Source organism: Microbacterium sp. MPR-TSA4, assembly GCF_058792815.1.
This window is the reverse complement of record NZ_JBXAFF010000010.1, coordinates 15,143-33,036: the sequence shown is the minus strand read 5'-3', so window position 1 is coordinate 33,036 and position 17,894 is coordinate 15,143. Positions and strand designations below refer to the sequence as shown.

Sequence of the window (17,894 nt, the reverse complement as noted above, 5' to 3'; positions counted from 1 at the left end):
GGGACCCGCCCATCCTCTCGCACTTTGTTCTGTGCGCGCTGGGAGATCGTCGGCGAGCCCCTGGCGGGGCATGCGTGATCGGGCATGCGATCGGGAGTACCCTCATCTGGTGACATCCGCCGAGCCCGCCCCCGACGCCGCCGGCGAACAGGCGCCGCCCGAGACGGGCCCCCACGACGTGACCGGCATCGGCCCGACCTACGTCATCGGCCGCTGGGTCGTGGCGCCGCTCGCCCGCCTCGTGTACCGGCCGCGCATCGAGGGCCGCAAGAACTTCCCCCGCAAGGGCGCGGTCATCATCGCGAGCAACCACCTGTCGTTCATCGATTCCTTCGTCATCCCGATGGCCGCCCCGCGCCCGGTGCGGTTCCTCGCGAAGTCGAGCTACTTCGACGGCACCGGGATCAAGGGATGGTTCTCGCGGCAGTTCTTCTACGCCGTCGGCGCGTTCCCCGTCCAGCGCGGCGCGGGACAGGCCGCCCTGGACGCCCTGGATCAGCAGCGCCGCATGCTCGAGGAGGGCTGGTCGACCGCGCTGTACCCGGAGGGCACCCGCTCGCTGGACGGACGCCTCTACAAGGGCCGCACGGGCGTCGCCTTCCTCGCCCTGCAGACCGGAGCGCCCGTCATCCCCGTCGGCCTCGTCGGCACCAACGAGATCATGCCGGTCGGCGCGAAGTTCCCGCGTCTGCGGCCGCGGGTGACCGTGCGCTTCGGCGAGCCGCTCGATCTGTCGCACCACGGCTCGGCCGACTCGGGCCGCGCCCGACGGCAGGCCACCGACGAGATCATGGCGGCCATCCACGCCCTCTCCGGCCAGGAGCTGGCGGGTGCCTACAACGAGGCTCCCGCGTCGAATCCCGTCGAGCGGCTCAAGCAGGTCCTGCCCCACGAGCGTCGCTGACACCCGCGCGAGCGTCGCTGACACCCGCGACGACGACCACGGCCTCGTGCCGCACGGGGAAGTTGACGGAGTTCGCGATGAAGCACCACTCGCGCGCCTGCGCGTGGGCCGCCTCGGCGGCGGCGACCATGGATGCCGCGGCCACCTCGACCCGGGGGTGCAGGGTCACCTCGGTGAACGACCCCCCGCCGCGGCCGTCCTCCGTCATCAGGCCGGTGGCGCTGTCTTCGTAGGACACGACGACGACGCCGGCCTGGACGCACGCGTGCAGGTACGACAGCAAATGGCATTCGGACAGCGCCGCCAGCAGCAGGTCCTCGGGGTTCCACTTCGCCGGGTCGCCGCGGAACGGCCGGTCGCTCGAGGCGTCGAGGGCGGGTTTGCCGTCGACCGAGATCGTGACCGAGCGGTCGTAGTCCCGGTATCCGCTCGTGCCGGTGCCCCGGTTGCCGGTCCACCTGCTGTGCAGCGCGTAGCGATGCTCACCGTTCATGCGGCCAGTCTGCCATCCGCGACCGCCGCGGCCGACGCGCGCAGGGAAGTAGGCTCTTCTGCGTGTCAGATCCTCACGCCTCCGCCCGATCGTCCGCGCGCAACGGAACCATCGCGGTCGGCGACGCCGTCGAGCTCGCCGTCGTCGAGCGCAGCGGCTTCGTCGAGTCGCGGCATGCGGGCGCGGCGATCGTGCTCGACGCGGAAGGCGTCGTCCGGCTGAGCCTCGGCGACGTCGAGGCGCCCATCCTGCCGCGCTCGAGCATGAAGCCGCTGCAGGCCCTGGGCTGCCTGACGGCGGGCGTGACGCTGGAGGGCGAGCAGCTCGCGCTTTCGACGGCGAGCCACAGCGGCACCGACCGGCACGCCGCGGTGGTCCGGGAGATCCTGGGACGGGCCGGCCTCGGCGAGGACAGCCTGCAGTGCCCTCCGGCATGGCCCGGCGACACCGCGACGCGCGACGAGCTCGTGCGCGAGCTCGGCCAGCCCGAACGGGTGCGGATGAACTGCTCGGGCAAGCACGCGACGATGCTGCTGGCCTGCACCGCGAACGGGTGGGACCCGGGCAGCTACCTCGACCCGCAGCATCCGCTTCAGGTGCACATCCGTGAGGTGATCGAGCGCCTGACGGGCACGAAGGTGTCGACCATGGCCATCGACGGGTGCGGGGCGCCGGTGTACGCCATGAGCCTGACCGCCCTGGCGCGCGCGGCGCACCGGATCGGCACGGCGTCGGAGCGATCGCCGTTCGCGCTGCATCGCCAGGCCGGCGCGCTCGTGCGCGCAGTGCGGGAGAACCCGTGGGCGATCGACGGCCCGGGACGGCCCGACACGATCGCGATCGAGCGCCTCGGAGTGTTCGCCAAGGGCGGCGCCGAGGGTGTCATGATCATGACGGCTCCCGACGGCACGACCGTCGCGCTCAAGACCCTCGACGGCAGCGGTCGGGTGGCGACCGCGGTGGCCCTGTCACTGCTCGCCCGCGTCGGCGCCCTGACCGCGGAGGACGCCGCCGCCACGATGGCGCAGCTCCCCCTCGAGATCACCGGCGGGGGCCGCGAGGTGGGACGCATCCGCCCGACCGTCTGATCGGCGCCCCGGCGGCAGGCGGACCCGCACGCACTCCCGTCCGGGAACGACCCGCCACGCGCGCCCGGCTGCGGACGCGGCGAACGGCGGCAGCTCTCGCCGACCCGTCACGGCGCGGAACTCGGGGAGGCATTCCGCGCCGATCAGCAGCTCGTGCGCCGACCTGACGCGCGCCAGCAGACGCCATTGCGCGAGCCACTCGTCGGCGGCGCCGTGGACGACCAGGGTCTCGCGCGGGGCACCCGGCGGCGCCGCCGCCGGGTCGATCAGGTCGGATGCGGCCGCCTCCGCGACGGTCAGCAGACGCGCTCCGCGGGCGGCGCAGGCCGCGGCGAGGCCGCGCGGGTCGGCGCCCGGACCCGCCACGACGGCGGTGACACCGCCGACGGCGCCCGCCGGTGACCACACGGGCGGCGCGGGGCTCGGCACGGGCATCACGGGCGCGTCGGTGTGGGCGAACTGGACGAGGAGCCTCCCCCAGCGTCCGCGCCCCACCGGCTGATCGGGGAGGAAGTGGGCGGAGTCGCCGCCGGCGGCGATGTGGTCGGCGCGCGTCGCGAGCGACAGCAGCGCGCGATGCGGGAGGAGCTCGATGATGCGCGCCGAGGGGCCGGAGATCCGGGCCGCGGAGACGACGACGAGCCGGTCCGCCCGGCGCGCGTCACGGACGATGCGCTCCAGACGGGCGACGAACTCGACGGCGTACTCCGCGGAGAACCGGCCGACGAGGGCGTCGAGGTCGTCGATCAACACGGCGCCGCCGGTCGCGGTGCGCAGCAGAGCGTCGACCGCGTCCCACGCGCCCTCCGCGTCCGCAGGAACCCACAGCGGAGCGACGCGAAGCTGGCGCGCGACCGTCTGGAGCACTCCCGTGCGCCCGCTCGCGGCGGCCCCGACGACGGCGAGACCCGCGGCATCCTCGGGGAGGACCACCGCCTCCTGACGCTGCCGGTCCGGCTCGTCCGCGAGCCCCAAGACGATCCGTCCCGGGCGGGCGACCCGTTCGAGAGACACGGATGCCGCGAGCGGCGGAAGCCAGGGCGCCCGCGCACGCTGCGCTCCCGCCGCGAGCCGGATCGCCTCCAGGGCGCGCGCGGTGCATCGGGCGACGCGCAGGCGCCGCGGCTCATCGTCCGCCGCGCCGCGGATCAGCGCGATCCCCCGCCCCTCCGGGCGCCCCGACAGCCGCACCGCGTCGTCGGTGCCGAGCACGAGGCGGGAGTCGGCCGCGTCGGTGGTGCGCAGCGCGATCCGCAGCGGCGCGTTGGCCAGGACGGCGTCGCGGAAGGCGCCGGTCGCCCGCTGCGACGCGAGCACGAGATGCATCCCGAGCGCCCGCCCGCGCGCCGCCACATCGGCGAAGAGCTCGTGCAGCTCGGGATGGGCGTTGACGAGGGCCGCGTACTCGTCGACGACGATGACGAGGCGCGCGAGGGCACCGGCCGCCTCGTCGATGTCCTTCACCGCGTGCGCGGCGAGCGTCCGCTCCCGATGCCGTATCTCGGCACGAAGGCTCTCCACCGCCCGCACCGCGGCCTGCTCGTCGAGATCCGTCAGCACGCCCGTCACGTGCGGGAGGGCCGCGAGCGCGTCGAATGCGCGCCCTCCCTTGAAGTCCACGAGGAGCAGGGCCACCTCGGTGGCATCACGGCCCCGGCACATGCCGGCTGCCCACGTGCACAGCAGCTCGCTCTTGCCGCTGCCGGTCGTGCCGATCACGACGGCATGCGGACCGTCGGTCACCAGATCGAGGGAGACGACCTCGCCCGCGCTCACTCCCAGCGGACAGCGCAAGCTGCCCGGACGGGGCTCGTCGACGGCGAGGTCGTCGACGGTGGTCGCCTCGTCCGTGCGGTGTCCGAGGCCGTGCGCCCGCGCCGCGAGCGCCGACGCGATCTCGGCGGCCTGGGCGGCCGAGACGGCCTCGACCTGCACCGAGCGGGTGCTCCCGTCGTGATCCAGCCGCCCCCGGTCTCCCCCGGCGAGCGTGAGCACCGCCGCGCACCGCGGCGGCACGGGATCGTCTTCACCGATGACGACGATGGGGATGTCGGCGCCGGCGGGAACGCGCGCGGCGGCATCCGTCACCACGACGGCCGCCCCCGCCGTCGCGTGGGCGTGGGGCAGCTCGCCGGCGACCGCGAGGACCGTGCTCAGCGCCGCGGGGTCGGCGACCCGCACTCGACCGGGAGGGTGGACCAGGCACACCTGCAGCAGCAGCGCCCGGGCCACGGATGCCGCGAGCACGGCCGGCCCGCGCACGGCGATGCCCGCGTCCAGCGGGATCGTCACGGGCACGTCCTCGATCTCGCGGGCGCGACGGCGCAGCGCACGCGCCGCCTCGTCGGCGGCGTCGCCCTCGATGCGCAGACCGCTGACACCGGCTCCGCGCCCGACCACGAGGCAGCTCTCGCGGCCGGGGACCGCCCGCCAGATCTCGGCGTCGTCGCCGCACAGCGCCGCGACGTCGGGAGTGCGGCCCCACGCGCGCGCACGTTCCTCGGCATGGCGCGTCTCGACCTCGCGGCCCAGGCGGGTCAGCTCGCCGCGTGCGGCGCGACGGGCCGCGTGTCGCGCGCGGCGCGCGGCGCGCAGCCCGTCACCGAAGGAGGCGACGGCCAGCAGCGGTCCGAGCGCCGCGAACCACAGGGCGTACGTCGATCCCGTCACCCGCCACAGCACGAGTGCGCCGACGACCGGGACGATCGCCGCCAGCACGGGCACCGGTGCGCGCACCGGCGGAGGCGGCACCGACGGCAGGCGGAGGAGATCGTGCTCACGGGCGGCGACATCGCTCATGCCGGCAGTCAACCGGCCCGTGGACAGCGCCGACCGCGGATACGGACGATCGGTGGAGGGAAGGCGTCAGTCGGCTGCCGGGGAGGAACCGGTGCGGTGGACGTCGAGGACGATGATCGAGATGTTGTCGCGGCCGCCGTTCTCCAGCGCCGCCTCGAGCATGTCGTCGGCCGCCGCACTCGGGTCGTCGTGCTGCAGGAGGAAGTGCAGGATGCCGTAGTCCGTGAGTTCCTTGGTGAGCCCGTCGCTGCAGATGACGAAGCGGTCGCCGTCGATGACCTCGAGGCGAACGTAGTCGGGCGCGACGCCGTCGGAGGGGCCCACGGCGCGGGTGATCACATTGCCGTAGGGGTGGTTCTCCGCCTCCTCCGGGCTCAGCCGTCCCGCGGCGATGAGCTCCTGCACGACGGAGTGGTCCGTCGTCACCTGGGCGAGGCCGCCGTCACGGAAGAGGTAGACCCGGGAGTCGCCGATGTTGAGGGTGACCCAGGTCGGCTCGGGCGTCGAGGTGTCGAGGTACACGCCGGTGACGGTCGTACCCGTCCCGTCGTCGGTCGCATCGGGGTGCGAGGCGATGTCGGCGACGGCCCGTGCGAGCGCCTTCTCGATGCTCTTGGGGGTCACCTCACCCTTGGCGGCGATCGTCTCCAGGCGCGCGACCGCGCTGCTGCTGGCGATCTCCCCACCGATGTGCCCGCCCATGCCGTCGGCGACGACGAAGAGCGGATACTCGGCGAGGACCGCATCCTGATTGACCTCGCGCCGCCGACCGCGGTGGGTCAGTTCCGACCACTGCAGTTCGAGCACACCGTCCGCGAGAGGGATGGTGCGCGAATGGGTCGCGGCTTCGGGCACGGTCCCACTCTAGTGGACGCCTCAGCCCCGCACCCCGCCGACAGGCGCACCGCTCGGCGGAAGGTCGGCGATCCCCTCGTCGTCGACGGGCGCCTCGAACTGCGCGTCGTAGAGCCGGCGGTACGCACCGCGCGCGGCGAGCAGCTGCTCGTGGGTGCCCTGCTCGACGATCGAGCCCTCCTCCATCACGAGGATCAGGTCCGCGTCGCGGATGGTCGAGAGCCGATGCGCGATCACGAACGCGGTCCGGTCGGTGCGAAGGCGCGACATCGCCCGCTGGATGAGCAGCTCGGTGCGGGTGTCGACCGAGCTGGTCGCCTCGTCGAGGATGAGGATGCGGGGATCGGCGAGGAAGGCGCGGGCGATCGTGATGAGCTGGCGCTCACCGACCGACAGATTCGTCGCCTCGTCGTCCAGCACCGTGTCGTAGCCCTCCGGCAGGGCGTGCACGAACCGGTCGACGTAGGCGGCCGTGGCCGCCGCGACGATCTCCTCCTCCGACGCCTCCGGACGCCCGTACGCGATGTTCTCGCGGATGGTGCCCGAGAACAGCCACGTGTCCTGGAGCACCATGCCGGTGCGTGCCCGCAGGTCGTCGCGGGTCATCCGCCGGGTGTCGACCCCGTCGAGCGCGATCGCCCCGGCATCCACGTCGTAGAAACGCATGATGAGGTTCACGAGCGTGGTCTTGCCCGCACCCGTGGGCCCGACGATCGCGACGGTGCTGCCCGGCTGCGCCTCGAGGGTCAGCCCGTCGATGAGCGGCTTGTCGGCCACGTAGCGGAAGCTCACGTCGTCGAACTCGAGGTGAGCGGCGTCGGCGGGCGCGGTCGCCGCCGGATCGGGATCGGGCTCCTGCTCGGGCTCGTCCAGCAGCTCGAACACGCGCTCGGCGCTGGCGACGCCGGACTGCAGCAGGTTCGCCATCGACCCCAGCTGGCTGAGCGGCTGGGTGAACTGGCGCGAGTACTGGATGAAGGCCTGCACATCGCCGATCGAGAGCAGTCCCGCGGCCACCTGGAGACCGCCGACGACGGCGATGCCGACGTAGACGAGGTTGCCGATGAACATCATCGCGGGCATGATCACGCCGGAGAGGAACTGCGCGCCGAAGCTCGCGCGGTACACCTCCTCGTTCTCGACCGCGAAGTCCTGCTCCACCGCCCGCTGGTGCCCGAAGACCTTCACGACGGCGTGGCCCGAGAAGGTCTCCTCGACGCGTGCGTTCAGGATGCCGGTGGCCTTCCATTGGGCCACGAAGAGCTTCTGCGAACGGCGGGCCACCAGCACGGTGACCAGGACGGTCAGCGGGATCGTGACGAGCGCGATGACGGCGAGCAGCGGCGAGATCACGAACATCATCACCAGCACGCCCACCACGGTGAGCAGCGACATGATGACCTGCGACAGCGTCTGCTGCATCGTCTGGCCGATGTTGTCGACGTCGTTCGTCACGCGACTGAGGAGCTCTCCGCGCTGCACGCCGTCGAAGTACGACAGGGGCAGGCGGTGGATCTTCTCCTCCACGCGGACACGCAGCCGGTGCATCGCGCGCTGGACGATGCCGTTGAGCAGACGGGCCTGGAGCCAGTTGAAGACCGCCGCGAACACGTAGATCGCGAGGACGGCGAGCAGGATGGTGCCGAGCCGGCCCATGTCGATGCCGGCGCCGGGCGTGAAGTCCATCGCGGAGAGCATGTCGGCCTGCTGCTGATTGCCGCTGGCGACGAGCTGGTCGATGACCTGCTGCTTGGTCGCCCCGGCCGGCACCTGCATCGAGATGAATCCGGCGAACACGACGTTCGTGCCCTCGCCGAGGATCTTCGGTCCGAGCACCGACAGCCCCACCGACAGCACACCCAGGATCAGGACGACCACGAGCTTCGCGTTGTCCACGCGCAGGGTGGCGAGCAGGCGACGCGCGCTCGGGCCGAAGTTCTGCGCCTTCTGCACCGGCGCGCCCCCGGCCATCGGGCCGCCGCGCGGGCCGCGGGGCCCCGGGCCGCTCACGATGCCTCCTGCGCGGCGAGCTGCGACTCGACGATCTCGCGGTAGGTCTCGCTGGTCTCCAGGAGCTCCTCGTGCGCGCCGATGCCGACCATGCGACCGTGGTCGAGGACGATGATCTGGTCGGCGCTCTGGATCGTCGAGACACGCTGGGCGACGACGATGCGCGTGGCCCCGGGCAGATGCATGTCCAGTGCTCGGCGCAGCGCCGCGTCGGTCTGCAGGTCGAGCGCCGAGAACGAGTCGTCGAAGATGTAGATCTCCGGCTGCTTGGCGAGCGCACGGGCGATCGCGAGGCGTTGACGTTGGCCGCCGGAGACGTTCGTGCCGCCCTGCGCGATCTGGGCCTCGAGTCCTCCCGGGAGCGCCGTCACGAAGTCCTTCGCCTGGGCGAGCTCCAGCGCCCGCCACAGCTGGTCGTCGGTGGCGTCCTCGTCGCCGTAGCGGAGGTTGGAGGCGACGGTGCCCGCGAACAGGAACGCCCGCTGCGGCACCAGCCCCACCCGCTCCCAGAGATCATCCGGATCCATCGTGCGCACGTCCACCCCGTCGACCGTGAGACTGCCCCCGGTCACGTCGAAGAGGCGCGCGATGAGCCCGACGAGCGTGGACTTGCCCGACCCGGTCGAGCCGATGATCGCGGTGGTGGTGCCCGGTTCGGCCTGGAAGCTGATGCCCTGCAGCACCGGCGCCTCGGCACCGGGGTAGGTGAACTCCACGTCGTCGAACACGACCCGACCGCCGCCGTGCGCGGCCGGCACCGGCGTCTGCGGGGCGCGGACCGAGGGCTCGGTGTCCAGCACGGCGCCGATGCGGTCGGCGCACACCGCCGCGCGCGGGATCATCACGAACATGAAGGTCGCCATCATGACGCCCATGAGGATCTGCATCATGTAGCTCAGGAACGCGAAGAGCGTGCCGATCTGCACGCCGTTGTCCTGCACCTCCGCGGCGCCGAACCAGATGATGGCGACGGAGGAGAGGTTCATCACGAGCATGACCGCGGGGAACATCAGCGCCATCAGGTTGCCGGCGCGAAGCGCCGTCTCCATGACGTCCTCGCTCGCGCGGGTGAACCGGGCGCGCTCCTCGTCCTCGCGCACGAAGGCGCGGACCACGCGGATGCCGGTGAGCTGCTCGCGCATGATCTGGTTGATCCGGTCGATGCGGGCCTGCATCTTGGTGAAGGCCGGCACCATCCGCACCACGATGAGCGACACGATCACCAGGAGCACGGGGACCGACACCGCGACGAGCCAGGACAGCCCGGCATCCTGTCGCACCGCCATGACGATGCCGCCGATCGCCAGCATGGGAGCGGCCACCATGACCGTCGCCGACATCTGCACGAGCATCTGCACCTGCTGCACGTCGTTGGTGTTGCGGGTGATCAGCGACGGCGCGCCGAACTGACCCACCTCCCGCTGCGAGAAGGCCACCACGCGATGGAACAGGTCCGCGCGCAGCGCCCGGCCGAGTCCCATCGCGAGCCGCGACCCGAAGTACACGGCGATGAGCGAGCACACGATCTGCACCAGGCTCACGCCGAGCATGACGCCGCCGGTCTGCCAGATGTAGCCGATGTCGCCGGTGATGACACCTTTGTCGATGATGTCGGCGTTGAGCGTGGGCAGCAGCAGCGAGGCGACCGACTGGCCGAGCTGGAAGACGACGACCAGCACGAGCAGCGGCCATGACGGTGCGATGTAGCGCACCAGGATCCTGCCGAGCACGGCACCACCTTCCCGCGCCCCACGAGATGAGCGTGAGATGAGCGCGAGACGACGCTACGCCCGCGCGCCGCCCACGCTCAACCGCCCGGGTGCGCTGTGAGCGAACCCGGGCGGTCGAGGTGAGAAGGTGCGATCAGGAGCGCGGCGGCTCCGGAGCCGCGGGGGGCTCCGTCGTCGGAGGCTCGGGCGCCGCGGGCGGCTGCGTGGCCGCGGGCGGCTGGTACGTGGGCGGCGCCGGCGGCTGGTATCCCGCGGGCGGTGCCGGCGGCTGGTAGGCCGGCGGCTGGTACCCGGCCGGAGCTGCGCCGGTGGCCTGGACGGGAACGCCCTGCCACACGGTGCGGTCGGCGAGGAAGCCGTTCGCGGCCCACGGTGCCGGTGCGACGCTCGGGTTCCAGCGCGACTTGTCGAACGCGAGGATGCCGAGCCAGACGATGCCGAGGAGCACGTAGAGGATGACCCAGGGGGTCTCCTTCTGGAGCTTGAGGCCGACGCGCCACGCGGCCAGCGCCCCGACGACGATGGGGAGCAGGGCGATGATCCATCCGAGGACGGGGATCTGGCTCAGCAGGCCCGACGCCAGGATGGCCCCGAGCATCACCCACGGGCTGACGTCGCCGAGCTTGGCGAACACCATGAAGTTGTAGATCGGGACCCAGGCGCGCCACTTGCCCTGGACACCGGCCTTGTCGAAGATCTTCATCAAGAAGAAAGCGCTGATCACGTAGCCGATCACCGCGAAGATGAAGATGAAGAATGCGAGCGCGATCAGGGCAGCCGCAGCCGCAGCCGCGCTGCCTCCCGAGTAGTCATCCATGAAAACCTCCCCCGGCGAGTCTCGCCGTCGAGCACGACCACCCTGGCCCGCTCGGCTCACATCGTATTGGTAGTGCCCCGACGAGCGCGACGTCTGTTGCGGTGGGTCTTCCCGGGGCGGTCGCGCCGATCGATAGCCTGTCCCCATCCCGCCCACCGCCATCCGGAGGAAGACGCCATGACCGATCCGTCCGCACCCACACCGCCGCCCCTGCCCGAGCGACCCGCAGAGGAGGCCGCCCGCGAGATGCCCCGCGCCGAGGGGATCGCCGGCGTCGACGACACGGGGGTGCCCCGGCTCGTGGGCGATCTCGACGACATCGGCCGCGGCTTCCTCTCCGCCCTGTTCGACCTGTCGTTCACGCGGTTCATCACCCGCCGTCTCGCGAGCGTCTTCTACCTCGTGGGGCTGGTCGCCATCGGCATCGCCTTCATCGCGAGCTTCCTCGGCGGGATCATCTCGGGAATCGGCTCGCTGTGGTGGAACCCGGGCGGCGGCATCGCCCTGATCCTCTCGACGCTCATCGTGGTCCCCGTGCTCGCGTTCCTCGCGGTCGTCGTGCTGCGGTTCGTCATCGAGGCCGGCGTCGCGCTGGTCGCGATCGCCGAGAACACCGAGCGCACGGCCGCGAACACCTCACGCGACTGACGCCACGAGGGAGGTCAGACGACGAGCTCGATCTCGCCCGCCGCACCCTCGCGCAGGACGACGTCGTTCGCCGTCGCCCAGCGCAGCAGCGCGTCGATCGTGGAGATGCGCGGCCGGGTCCGGGCGAGGGCGCGGACGAGGGCGCCCTTGCCGGCCTTGTTGAAGTGGTTGAGGGCCCGAGCGGTCCCGTCGTCGCCGACGGTCACGACCCGCAGGTAGGCGCAGCGGAGTCCGGACGGGACCGGCCCCAGAGCCGCGTAGGCCTCCGAGCGCAGGTCGAGGACGAACGCGGGAGCCTCGGCCGCCAGCGCGGACGACACGGCGCCGGCCCAGTGGCGACGCAGCGGCGGGATGCCGGGGAGCGCGGTGCCCGCGGCGAGACGGTAGGCGGGGATCGCGTCGAGCGCGGCGACCGGGCCGAACGGCGCGGAGTGGATGAGGACGTGCGCGCCGAGCCAGCGGCGCGCCGCGGGCTCCAGCGTCGCGGCATCCAGGGCGTCGAAGAGGACGCCCGTGTAGCGATCGATCGCCGGCATCGTCGGCGCGCGGCGCAGTGCGGCATTGTCGGCGATGTCGCCGCGCTGGCGCGCGGAGAGTCTGAGCACGGCGGCCGCCGCCTCCTCGTCCGCGCTGAGGGCGATCAGCGCATCGATCACGGCCTCGCGGGCGTCGGTCAACGCGGGCAGGGCCAGCGACCCGACATCCAGCGGCCGGGACGCCCGTCCGCCGGGACGCTTCGTCTCCGACGGCGGCAGCAGGATCAGCATCACGCCTCCCAACAGTGAGAAACCACTCCCCTGCCGACAAACCACCGGAGCGGTGGTTTGTCGGCAGGGGAGTGGTTTCTCGAGGTTTTCAGCGAGACGCGAGTGCGGCGTGGCCGGCCACGATGGTGAGCTCGTCGCCCTCCATCGACAGGAATCCGTCCTGCGCGCTGGCGACGACCTTCGTCCCGTCGGGCTGCGTGATGCGCACCTGACCTTCGGCGAGGATCGCGAGCACGGGCTCGTGACCGGTCATGAAGCCGATCTCGCCCTCGACGGTCTTGGCGACGACGAGATTCGCCTCGCCGTGCCAGACCTCCTCCTCCGCGGAGACGAGGGTGACGGTCAGCGCCATGTCAGCTGTTCTCCTTCTGGATCTTCGCCCACTTCTCCTCGACGTCGGAGATGCCTCCGACGTTGAAGAAGGCCTGCTCGGCCACGTGGTCGAAGTCGCCCTTGACGATGGCGTCGAACGACTCGATGGTCTCCTTGATCGGGACCGTGGAGCCCTCGACACCGGTGAACTTCTTCGCCATGTAGGTGTTCTGCGAGAGGAACTGCTGGATGCGGCGGGCGCGCGAGACGACGATCTTGTCCTCTTCGGACAGCTCGTCGACACCGAGGATCGCGATGATCTCCTGCAGCTCCTTGTTCTTCTGCAGGATCTGCTTCACGGCCGTCGCCACCCGGTAGTGGTCCTCGCCGATGTAGCGCGGGTCCAGGATGCGGCTGGTCGAGGTCAGCGGGTCGATGGCCGGGTAGAGGCCCTTCGACGCGATCTCGCGGGAGAGCTCGGTCGTCGCGTCGAGGTGCGCGAAGGTCGTGGCCGGCGCCGGGTCGGTGTAGTCGTCGGCCGGCACGTAGATCGCCTGCAGCGAGGTGATCGAGTGACCGCGCGTGGAGGTGATGCGCTCCTGCAGCACACCCATCTCGTCGGCGAGGTTCGGCTGGTAGCCCACGGCCGACGGCATGCGACCGAGAAGGGTCGACACCTCGGAGCCCGCCTGCGTGAAGCGGAAGATGTTGTCGATGAACAGCAGCACGTCCTGCTTCTGCACGTCGCGGAAGTACTCCGCCATCGTGAGCGCCGACAGCGCGACGCGAAGACGCGTCCCCGGCGGCTCGTCCATCTGGCCGAAGACGAGCGCGGTCTTGTCGAAGACGCCCGCCTCCTCCATCTCGCCGATGAGGTCGTTGCCCTCACGGGTGCGCTCACCGACACCGGCGAACACCGACACACCGCCGTGGTCCTGCGCGACGCGCTGGATCATCTCCTGGATGAGGACGGTCTTGCCGACACCGGCGCCGCCGAACAGGCCGATCTTGCCACCCTGCACGTAGGGCGTCAGCAGGTCGATGGACTTGATGCCGGTCTCGAACATCTCGGTCTTCGATTCGAGCTGGTCGAAGTTCGGCGCCTGGCGGTGGATGCCCCAGCGCTCGGTGATCTCGACGGTCTCGCCGGGCTCGAGGTTCAGGATGTCGCCGGTGACGTTGAACACCTTGCCCTTGGTGACGTCGCCGACCGGGACCGTGATGGGGCCGCCGGTGTCGCGCACCTCCTGGCCGCGGACCATGCCGTCGGTGGGCTTGAGCGAGATGGCACGCACCAGGTCGTCGCCGAGGTGCTGCGCGACCTCGAGGGTGATCTCCGTCGCGTCGTCGCCGATCGTGATGGTCGTCTTCAGCGCGTTGTAGATGTCGGGGATCGCATCGTGCGGGAACTCGATGTCGACGACCGGGCCGGTGACGCGTGCGACGCGCCCGACGACCGTCGTCTCGGCCTGTTCGGCGGTGGCGGTGGCAGTCATTGTCTGTCTCTTTCGGTGTGGGCGTTATTTGCCGGATGCCAGGGCGTCGGCACCGCCGACGATCTCGGCGATCTGCTGAGTGATCTCGGCCTGACGCGCGTTGTTGCGCAGGCGGGTGTAGTCGGTGATGAGCTTGTCGGCGTTGTCGCTGGCGCTCTTCATCGCCTTCTGGGTCGCGGCGTGCTTCGCGGCCGACGACTGCAGGAGCGCGTTGAACACGCGGCTCTGCACGTACACCGGCAGCAGCGCGTCGAGGACGACCTCGGGGCTGGGCTCGAACTCGTACAGCGGGTAGACCTGGGTGCCCGCGCCGGCGGACTCGACGACCTCGTCCGCCTCGACGACCTCGAGGGGCAGCAGACGAACGGTCTGCGGCTCCTGGGTCATCATGCTGACGAACCGGTTGAAGACGAGATGGATCTCGTCCACGCCGCCCTCCTCCTCGCCGCCGCGGTCGTAGGCGTCCAGCAGGGCGCCCGCGATCTGCTCGGCGGTGTTGAAGTGCGGAGTGTCGGTGTCGCCCACCCACTCGCCGGCCGACGCCATGCGGCGGAACTGGAAGTAGCCCACCGCCTTGCGCCCGACGAGGAAGTACTCGACCTCCTTGCCCTGGGAGCGCAGCAGCTCACCGAGCTGCAGGCCCTCGCGCAGGATCTGCGAGTTGAAGGCACCGGCGAGCCCTCGGTCGGAGGCGAAGATGACGACCGCCGACCGGCGGATCGTCTCCCGCTCCGTCGTGAGGGGATGCTGGACGTTCGAGTGCGTCGCCACGGCGGAGACGGCCCGTGTCACGGCGCGCGCGAAAGGCGAGGAGGCGCGCACGCGCGCCATCGCCTTCTGAATGCGCGAAGCCGCGATGAGCTCCATCGCCTTCGTGATCTTCTTGGTCGTCTGAGCAGAAGAGATCTTCTGCTTGTAGACCCTGAGTTGTGCTCCCATGGATTCTCTGTCTCAGATCGCGCCGGGCGTCAGCCGCGGCGGCCCTTGACGATCTGCTCCTGGTTCACGTCCTCCTCGTGCGCGGCGGCGACCTCTTCGTGACCGGGCTTGTTGATGGCCTGGCCCTTGCCGCCCTGGAACTCGAGGATGAAGGCGTCGGTGACCTTCTCGAGCTCGGCGACCGTCGCGTCGTCGAGCACGTTGGTGTCGCGGAGCGTGTCGAGGATCGTCGTGTTGCGCTTGAGGTAGTCGAGCAGGTCGCGCTCGAAACGGAGCACGTCCTCGACCGCGATCGTGTCGAGCTTGCCGTTGGTGCCGGCCCAGATCGACACGACCTGCTCCTCGACGGGGTACGGGTCGTACTGCGGCTGCTTGAGCAGCTCGGTCAGACGCGCACCGCGCTCGAGCTGACGGCGCGATGCCGCGTCGAGGTCGGAGGCGAACATGGCGAACGCCTCGAGCGAGCGGTACTGGGCCAGCTCGAGCTTGAGCGTTCCCGAGACCTTCTTGATCGACTTGACCTGGGCGTCGCCGCCGACGCGCGAGACCGAGATGCCCACGTCGACCGCGGGACGCTGGTTGGCGTTGAACAGGTCGGACTGCAGGAAGATCTGGCCGTCGGTGATCGAGATCACGTTGGTCGGGATGTAGGCCGAGACGTCGTTGGCCTTCGTCTCGATGATCGGAAGACCCGTCATCGAGCCGGCGCCGAGCTCGTCGCTCAGCTTCGCGCAACGCTCCAGCAGACGCGAGTGCAGGTAGAACACGTCGCCGGGGTACGCCTCACGGCCCGGCGGGCGGCGCAGGAGGAGCGAGACGGCGCGGTAGGCCTCGGCCTGCTTCGACAGGTCATCGAAGATGATCAGGACGTGCTTGCCGCCGTACATCCAGTGCTGGCCGATGGCCGAGCCCGTGTAGGGCGCGAGGTACTTGAAGCCGGCGGGGTCGGATGCCGGGGCCGCGACGATCGTCGTGTACTCCATGGCACCGGCGTCCTCGAGCGCACCCTTGACGGAGGCGATCGTGGAGCCCTTCTGACCGATGGCGACGTAGATGCAGCGGACCTGCTTGTTGACGTCGCCCGACTCCCAGTTGGCCTTCTGGTTGATGATCGTGTCGATCGCGATGGCCGTCTTGCCGGTCTGACGGTCGCCGATGATGAGCTGACGCTGACCGCGGCCGACGGGGATCATCGCGTCGATGGCCTTGATGCCGGTCTGCATGGGCTCGTGCACGCTCTTGCGCTGCATGACGCCGGGCGCCTGCAGCTCGAGGGCGCGGCGCCCCTCGGTGGCGATCTCGCCGAGGCCGTCGATCGGGTTGCCGAGCGGGTCGACGACGCGGCCGAGGTAGCCGTCGCCGACGGCGACCGACAGGACCTCACCGGTACGGGTGACCTTCTGGCCGGCCTCGATGCCGGAGAACTCGCCGAGCACGACGACGCCGATCTCGTTCTCGTCGAGGTTCAGCGCGAGGCCCTCCACGCCGTTGTCGAAACGCACGAGCTCGTTCGCCATGACGCCGGGAAGACCCTCGACGTGCGCGATGCCGTCGGCGGCGTCGACGACCGTGCCCACCTCGGTGGCGGCGGCGCCGGCCGGCTCGTAGGCGGCGACGAAGTCTTTCAGCGCGTCACGGATGACGTCGGGGCTGATGGTCAGATCTGCCATGGTGTTCCTTCTGTTCTAGCCAGCGAGGCGCTGGCGCAAGTCGTTGATTCGGGAGGAGACGGTCCCGTCGATGACGTCGTCACCGATCTCCACGCGCATTCCGCCCAGCACCTCCGGGTCGACGACGACGTTCACGGTGACGTCGGCGTCGTAGCGGGCGCTCAGCGCGGCCGCGAGGCGATCCTGCTGCGCGGCGTCGAGCGCGCCGGCCACCCGCACGGTGGCGACCTTCTTGCCGCGCTGGTCGGCGACGAGCTGGAGCGCGCGGTTCAGAAGGAAGCGCACACGGCGCTCCCGGGGCTGCTGCACCAGCTGCGAGGCGATGAGGGCCGTGGCCTCTCCCGCCCGGCCGCCGAGCAGCTTCTCGATCAGCGCGCCCTTGGCCGACGCGTCGCCCCGCCTGCTGCCGAGCGCCAGCTCGAGCTCGGGGTTGGCCGCGACGAGGCGTGCGACCTGGAACAGCTCGCCCTCGACGTCCGTGCCGGGAGCCCCGATCGCGGCGGCGCGGATCGCGAGCTCCTCGATGCCGGAGATGAGGTCGTGCGTCGACGACCAGCGCTGCGAGACCGCGGAGGTCAGCAGCCGGACGGCGACGGGACCGTACCCGGCGAACACGGCGCGGGCGACCTGGGCGCGCGCCTCGGCGGGCGCGCCCCATGCGGAGAGCGCGCCGCTCAGCTGCGCCGAGTCGGCGATCTCGCGCGCGGCCGCGAACAGCTCGCGAGCGACCGTGAGGTCGCCCACGCCGGCTGCCGTCAGCTCCGCCGTGGTCGTCGCCAGTGCCTGAGTGGTCGCGCTGCCCATTACTTCGCCTTCTCGAGGTCGGCGAGGAAGCGGTCCACGACGCCCTTCGCCTTGGCGTCGTCCGAGAGCGACTCGCCGATGACGCCGCCGGCCAGGTCGAGCGCCAGGGTGCCGACCTCGCTGCGCAGCGACACGAGCGCCGTCTGGCGCTCCGCCTCGATCTGCGTGTGCGCGGCGGCGGTCAGGCGCGAGGCCTCGGCGGATGCCGTGTCCTTCGCCTCGGCGACGATCTTCTTGCCGTCCTCACGGGCGGCGTCGCGGATCTCACCGGCCTCCTTGCGAGCCTCGGCGAGCTGCGCCGTGTACTCCTCGAGCGCGGCTTCGGCCTTGCGCTGCGCCTCGTCGGCCTTCGCGATGTTGCCTTCGATGGCGGCGGCACGGTTGTCGAGCAGCACCTTCATCTTGGGAAGGGCGACCTTCCACACCACGACGAGGATGACGATGAAGCAGACACCCGACCAGATGATGTCGTACCAGGCGGGGATGAGCGGGTTGTGGCCCGCTTCCTCCGCGGCGTACGCGACAAGATTGCGCATCCTGTCTCCTTAACTGGTGCGGGCGA

At 71.0% G+C, this 17,894-nt stretch carries 16 protein-coding genes; 3 read left to right on the top strand and 13 right to left on the bottom strand.

Going from position 1 to position 17,894, the window contains the following annotated elements; all coding sequences use genetic code 11:
* Positions 1-70 precede the first annotated feature (70 nt).
* On the top strand, positions 71-904 hold the full coding sequence (locus AC1Q49_RS06670; RefSeq protein WP_101306620.1) for a lysophospholipid acyltransferase family protein: 834 nt from the start codon (positions 71-73) through the stop codon (positions 902-904).
* Here the strand turns inward: AC1Q49_RS06670 and AC1Q49_RS06665 are convergent.
* Entirely contained in the window at positions 873-1,397 is a 525-nt protein-coding gene (locus AC1Q49_RS06665) for an OsmC family protein (protein ID WP_205283222.1), read from the bottom strand. The genes AC1Q49_RS06670 and AC1Q49_RS06665 overlap by 32 nt on opposite strands.
* A 62-nt stretch (positions 1,398-1,459) precedes the next feature.
* Between AC1Q49_RS06665 and AC1Q49_RS06660 the strand changes: the two genes are divergently transcribed.
* The gene (locus AC1Q49_RS06660) at positions 1,460-2,485 is read left to right on the top strand and encodes an asparaginase (protein ID WP_061782492.1); all 1,026 of its coding nucleotides are present in this window, start codon (positions 1,460-1,462) and stop codon (positions 2,483-2,485) included.
* Here AC1Q49_RS06660 and AC1Q49_RS06655 read toward each other — a convergent pair.
* From AC1Q49_RS06655 to AC1Q49_RS06635, 5 genes are all read right to left on the bottom strand, one after another.
* Positions 2,366-5,284, bottom strand: coding sequence for an FtsK/SpoIIIE domain-containing protein (locus AC1Q49_RS06655; protein ID WP_492491249.1), 2,919 nt, complete (start codon positions 5,282-5,284; stop codon positions 2,366-2,368). The two genes, AC1Q49_RS06660 and AC1Q49_RS06655, sit on opposite strands and share 120 nt — an antisense overlap.
* Positions 5,285-5,350: 66 nt before the next feature.
* Positions 5,351-6,139: a PP2C family protein-serine/threonine phosphatase gene (locus tag AC1Q49_RS06650; protein WP_492491248.1), complete on the bottom strand. Its 789-nt coding sequence runs from the start codon at positions 6,137-6,139 to the stop codon at positions 5,351-5,353.
* Between the two features lie 21 nt (positions 6,140-6,160).
* Positions 6,161-8,110, bottom strand: a complete 1,950-nt coding sequence (locus tag AC1Q49_RS06645) for an ABC transporter ATP-binding protein (protein WP_060958903.1) — start codon at positions 8,108-8,110, stop codon at positions 6,161-6,163.
* Between the two features lie 35 nt (positions 8,111-8,145).
* A complete protein-coding gene (locus tag AC1Q49_RS06640; RefSeq protein WP_492491247.1) occupies positions 8,146-9,879 on the bottom strand; it encodes an ABC transporter ATP-binding protein in 1,734 nt (577 codons plus the stop codon).
* Positions 9,880-10,012: 133 nt separating this feature from the next.
* Positions 10,013-10,696, bottom strand: coding sequence for a DUF5684 domain-containing protein (locus tag AC1Q49_RS06635; RefSeq protein ID WP_060958884.1), 684 nt, complete (start codon positions 10,694-10,696; stop codon positions 10,013-10,015).
* A gap of 177 nt (positions 10,697-10,873) precedes the next feature.
* On the opposite strand from AC1Q49_RS06635, the gene AC1Q49_RS06630 reads away from it, so the two are divergent.
* Positions 10,874-11,344 carry a DUF4282 domain-containing protein gene (locus tag AC1Q49_RS06630; RefSeq protein WP_492491246.1) on the top strand — a complete coding sequence of 157 codons (471 nt, stop codon included), beginning with the start codon at positions 10,874-10,876 and terminating at the stop codon, positions 11,342-11,344.
* 14 nt (positions 11,345-11,358) lie between these two features.
* Here the strand turns inward: AC1Q49_RS06630 and AC1Q49_RS06625 are convergent, their stop codons facing one another.
* The 7 genes from AC1Q49_RS06625 to AC1Q49_RS06595 form a co-directional block, all read right to left on the bottom strand.
* The gene (locus tag AC1Q49_RS06625) at positions 11,359-12,111 is read right to left on the bottom strand and encodes a YaaA family protein (protein WP_061782494.1); all 753 of its coding nucleotides are present in this window, start codon (positions 12,109-12,111) and stop codon (positions 11,359-11,361) included.
* 88 nt (positions 12,112-12,199) lie between these two features.
* Positions 12,200-12,463, bottom strand: coding sequence for a F0F1 ATP synthase subunit epsilon (locus AC1Q49_RS06620; protein WP_060958887.1), 264 nt, complete (start codon positions 12,461-12,463; stop codon positions 12,200-12,202).
* 1 nt (position 12,464) lies between these two features.
* A complete protein-coding gene (gene atpD / locus AC1Q49_RS06615) occupies positions 12,465-13,919 on the bottom strand; it encodes a F0F1 ATP synthase subunit beta (RefSeq protein ID WP_060958888.1) in 1,455 nt (484 codons plus the stop codon).
* A gap of 24 nt (positions 13,920-13,943) precedes the next feature.
* A complete protein-coding gene (locus AC1Q49_RS06610) occupies positions 13,944-14,858 on the bottom strand; it encodes a F0F1 ATP synthase subunit gamma (protein ID WP_191008826.1) in 915 nt (304 codons plus the stop codon).
* Positions 14,859-14,887: 29 nt separating this feature from the next.
* Entirely contained in the window at positions 14,888-16,528 is a 1,641-nt protein-coding gene (atpA, locus tag AC1Q49_RS06605) for a F0F1 ATP synthase subunit alpha (RefSeq protein ID WP_061782495.1), read from the bottom strand.
* Positions 16,529-16,543: 15 nt separating this feature from the next.
* Positions 16,544-17,332, bottom strand: a complete 789-nt coding sequence (locus AC1Q49_RS06600) for a F0F1 ATP synthase subunit delta (protein WP_061782496.1) — start codon at positions 17,330-17,332, stop codon at positions 16,544-16,546.
* Positions 17,332-17,868, bottom strand: coding sequence for a F0F1 ATP synthase subunit B (locus tag AC1Q49_RS06595; RefSeq protein ID WP_060958892.1), 537 nt, complete (start codon positions 17,866-17,868; stop codon positions 17,332-17,334). The genes AC1Q49_RS06600 and AC1Q49_RS06595 overlap by 1 nt, the downstream gene beginning before the upstream one ends.
* Positions 17,869-17,894: the final 26 nt, after the last annotated feature.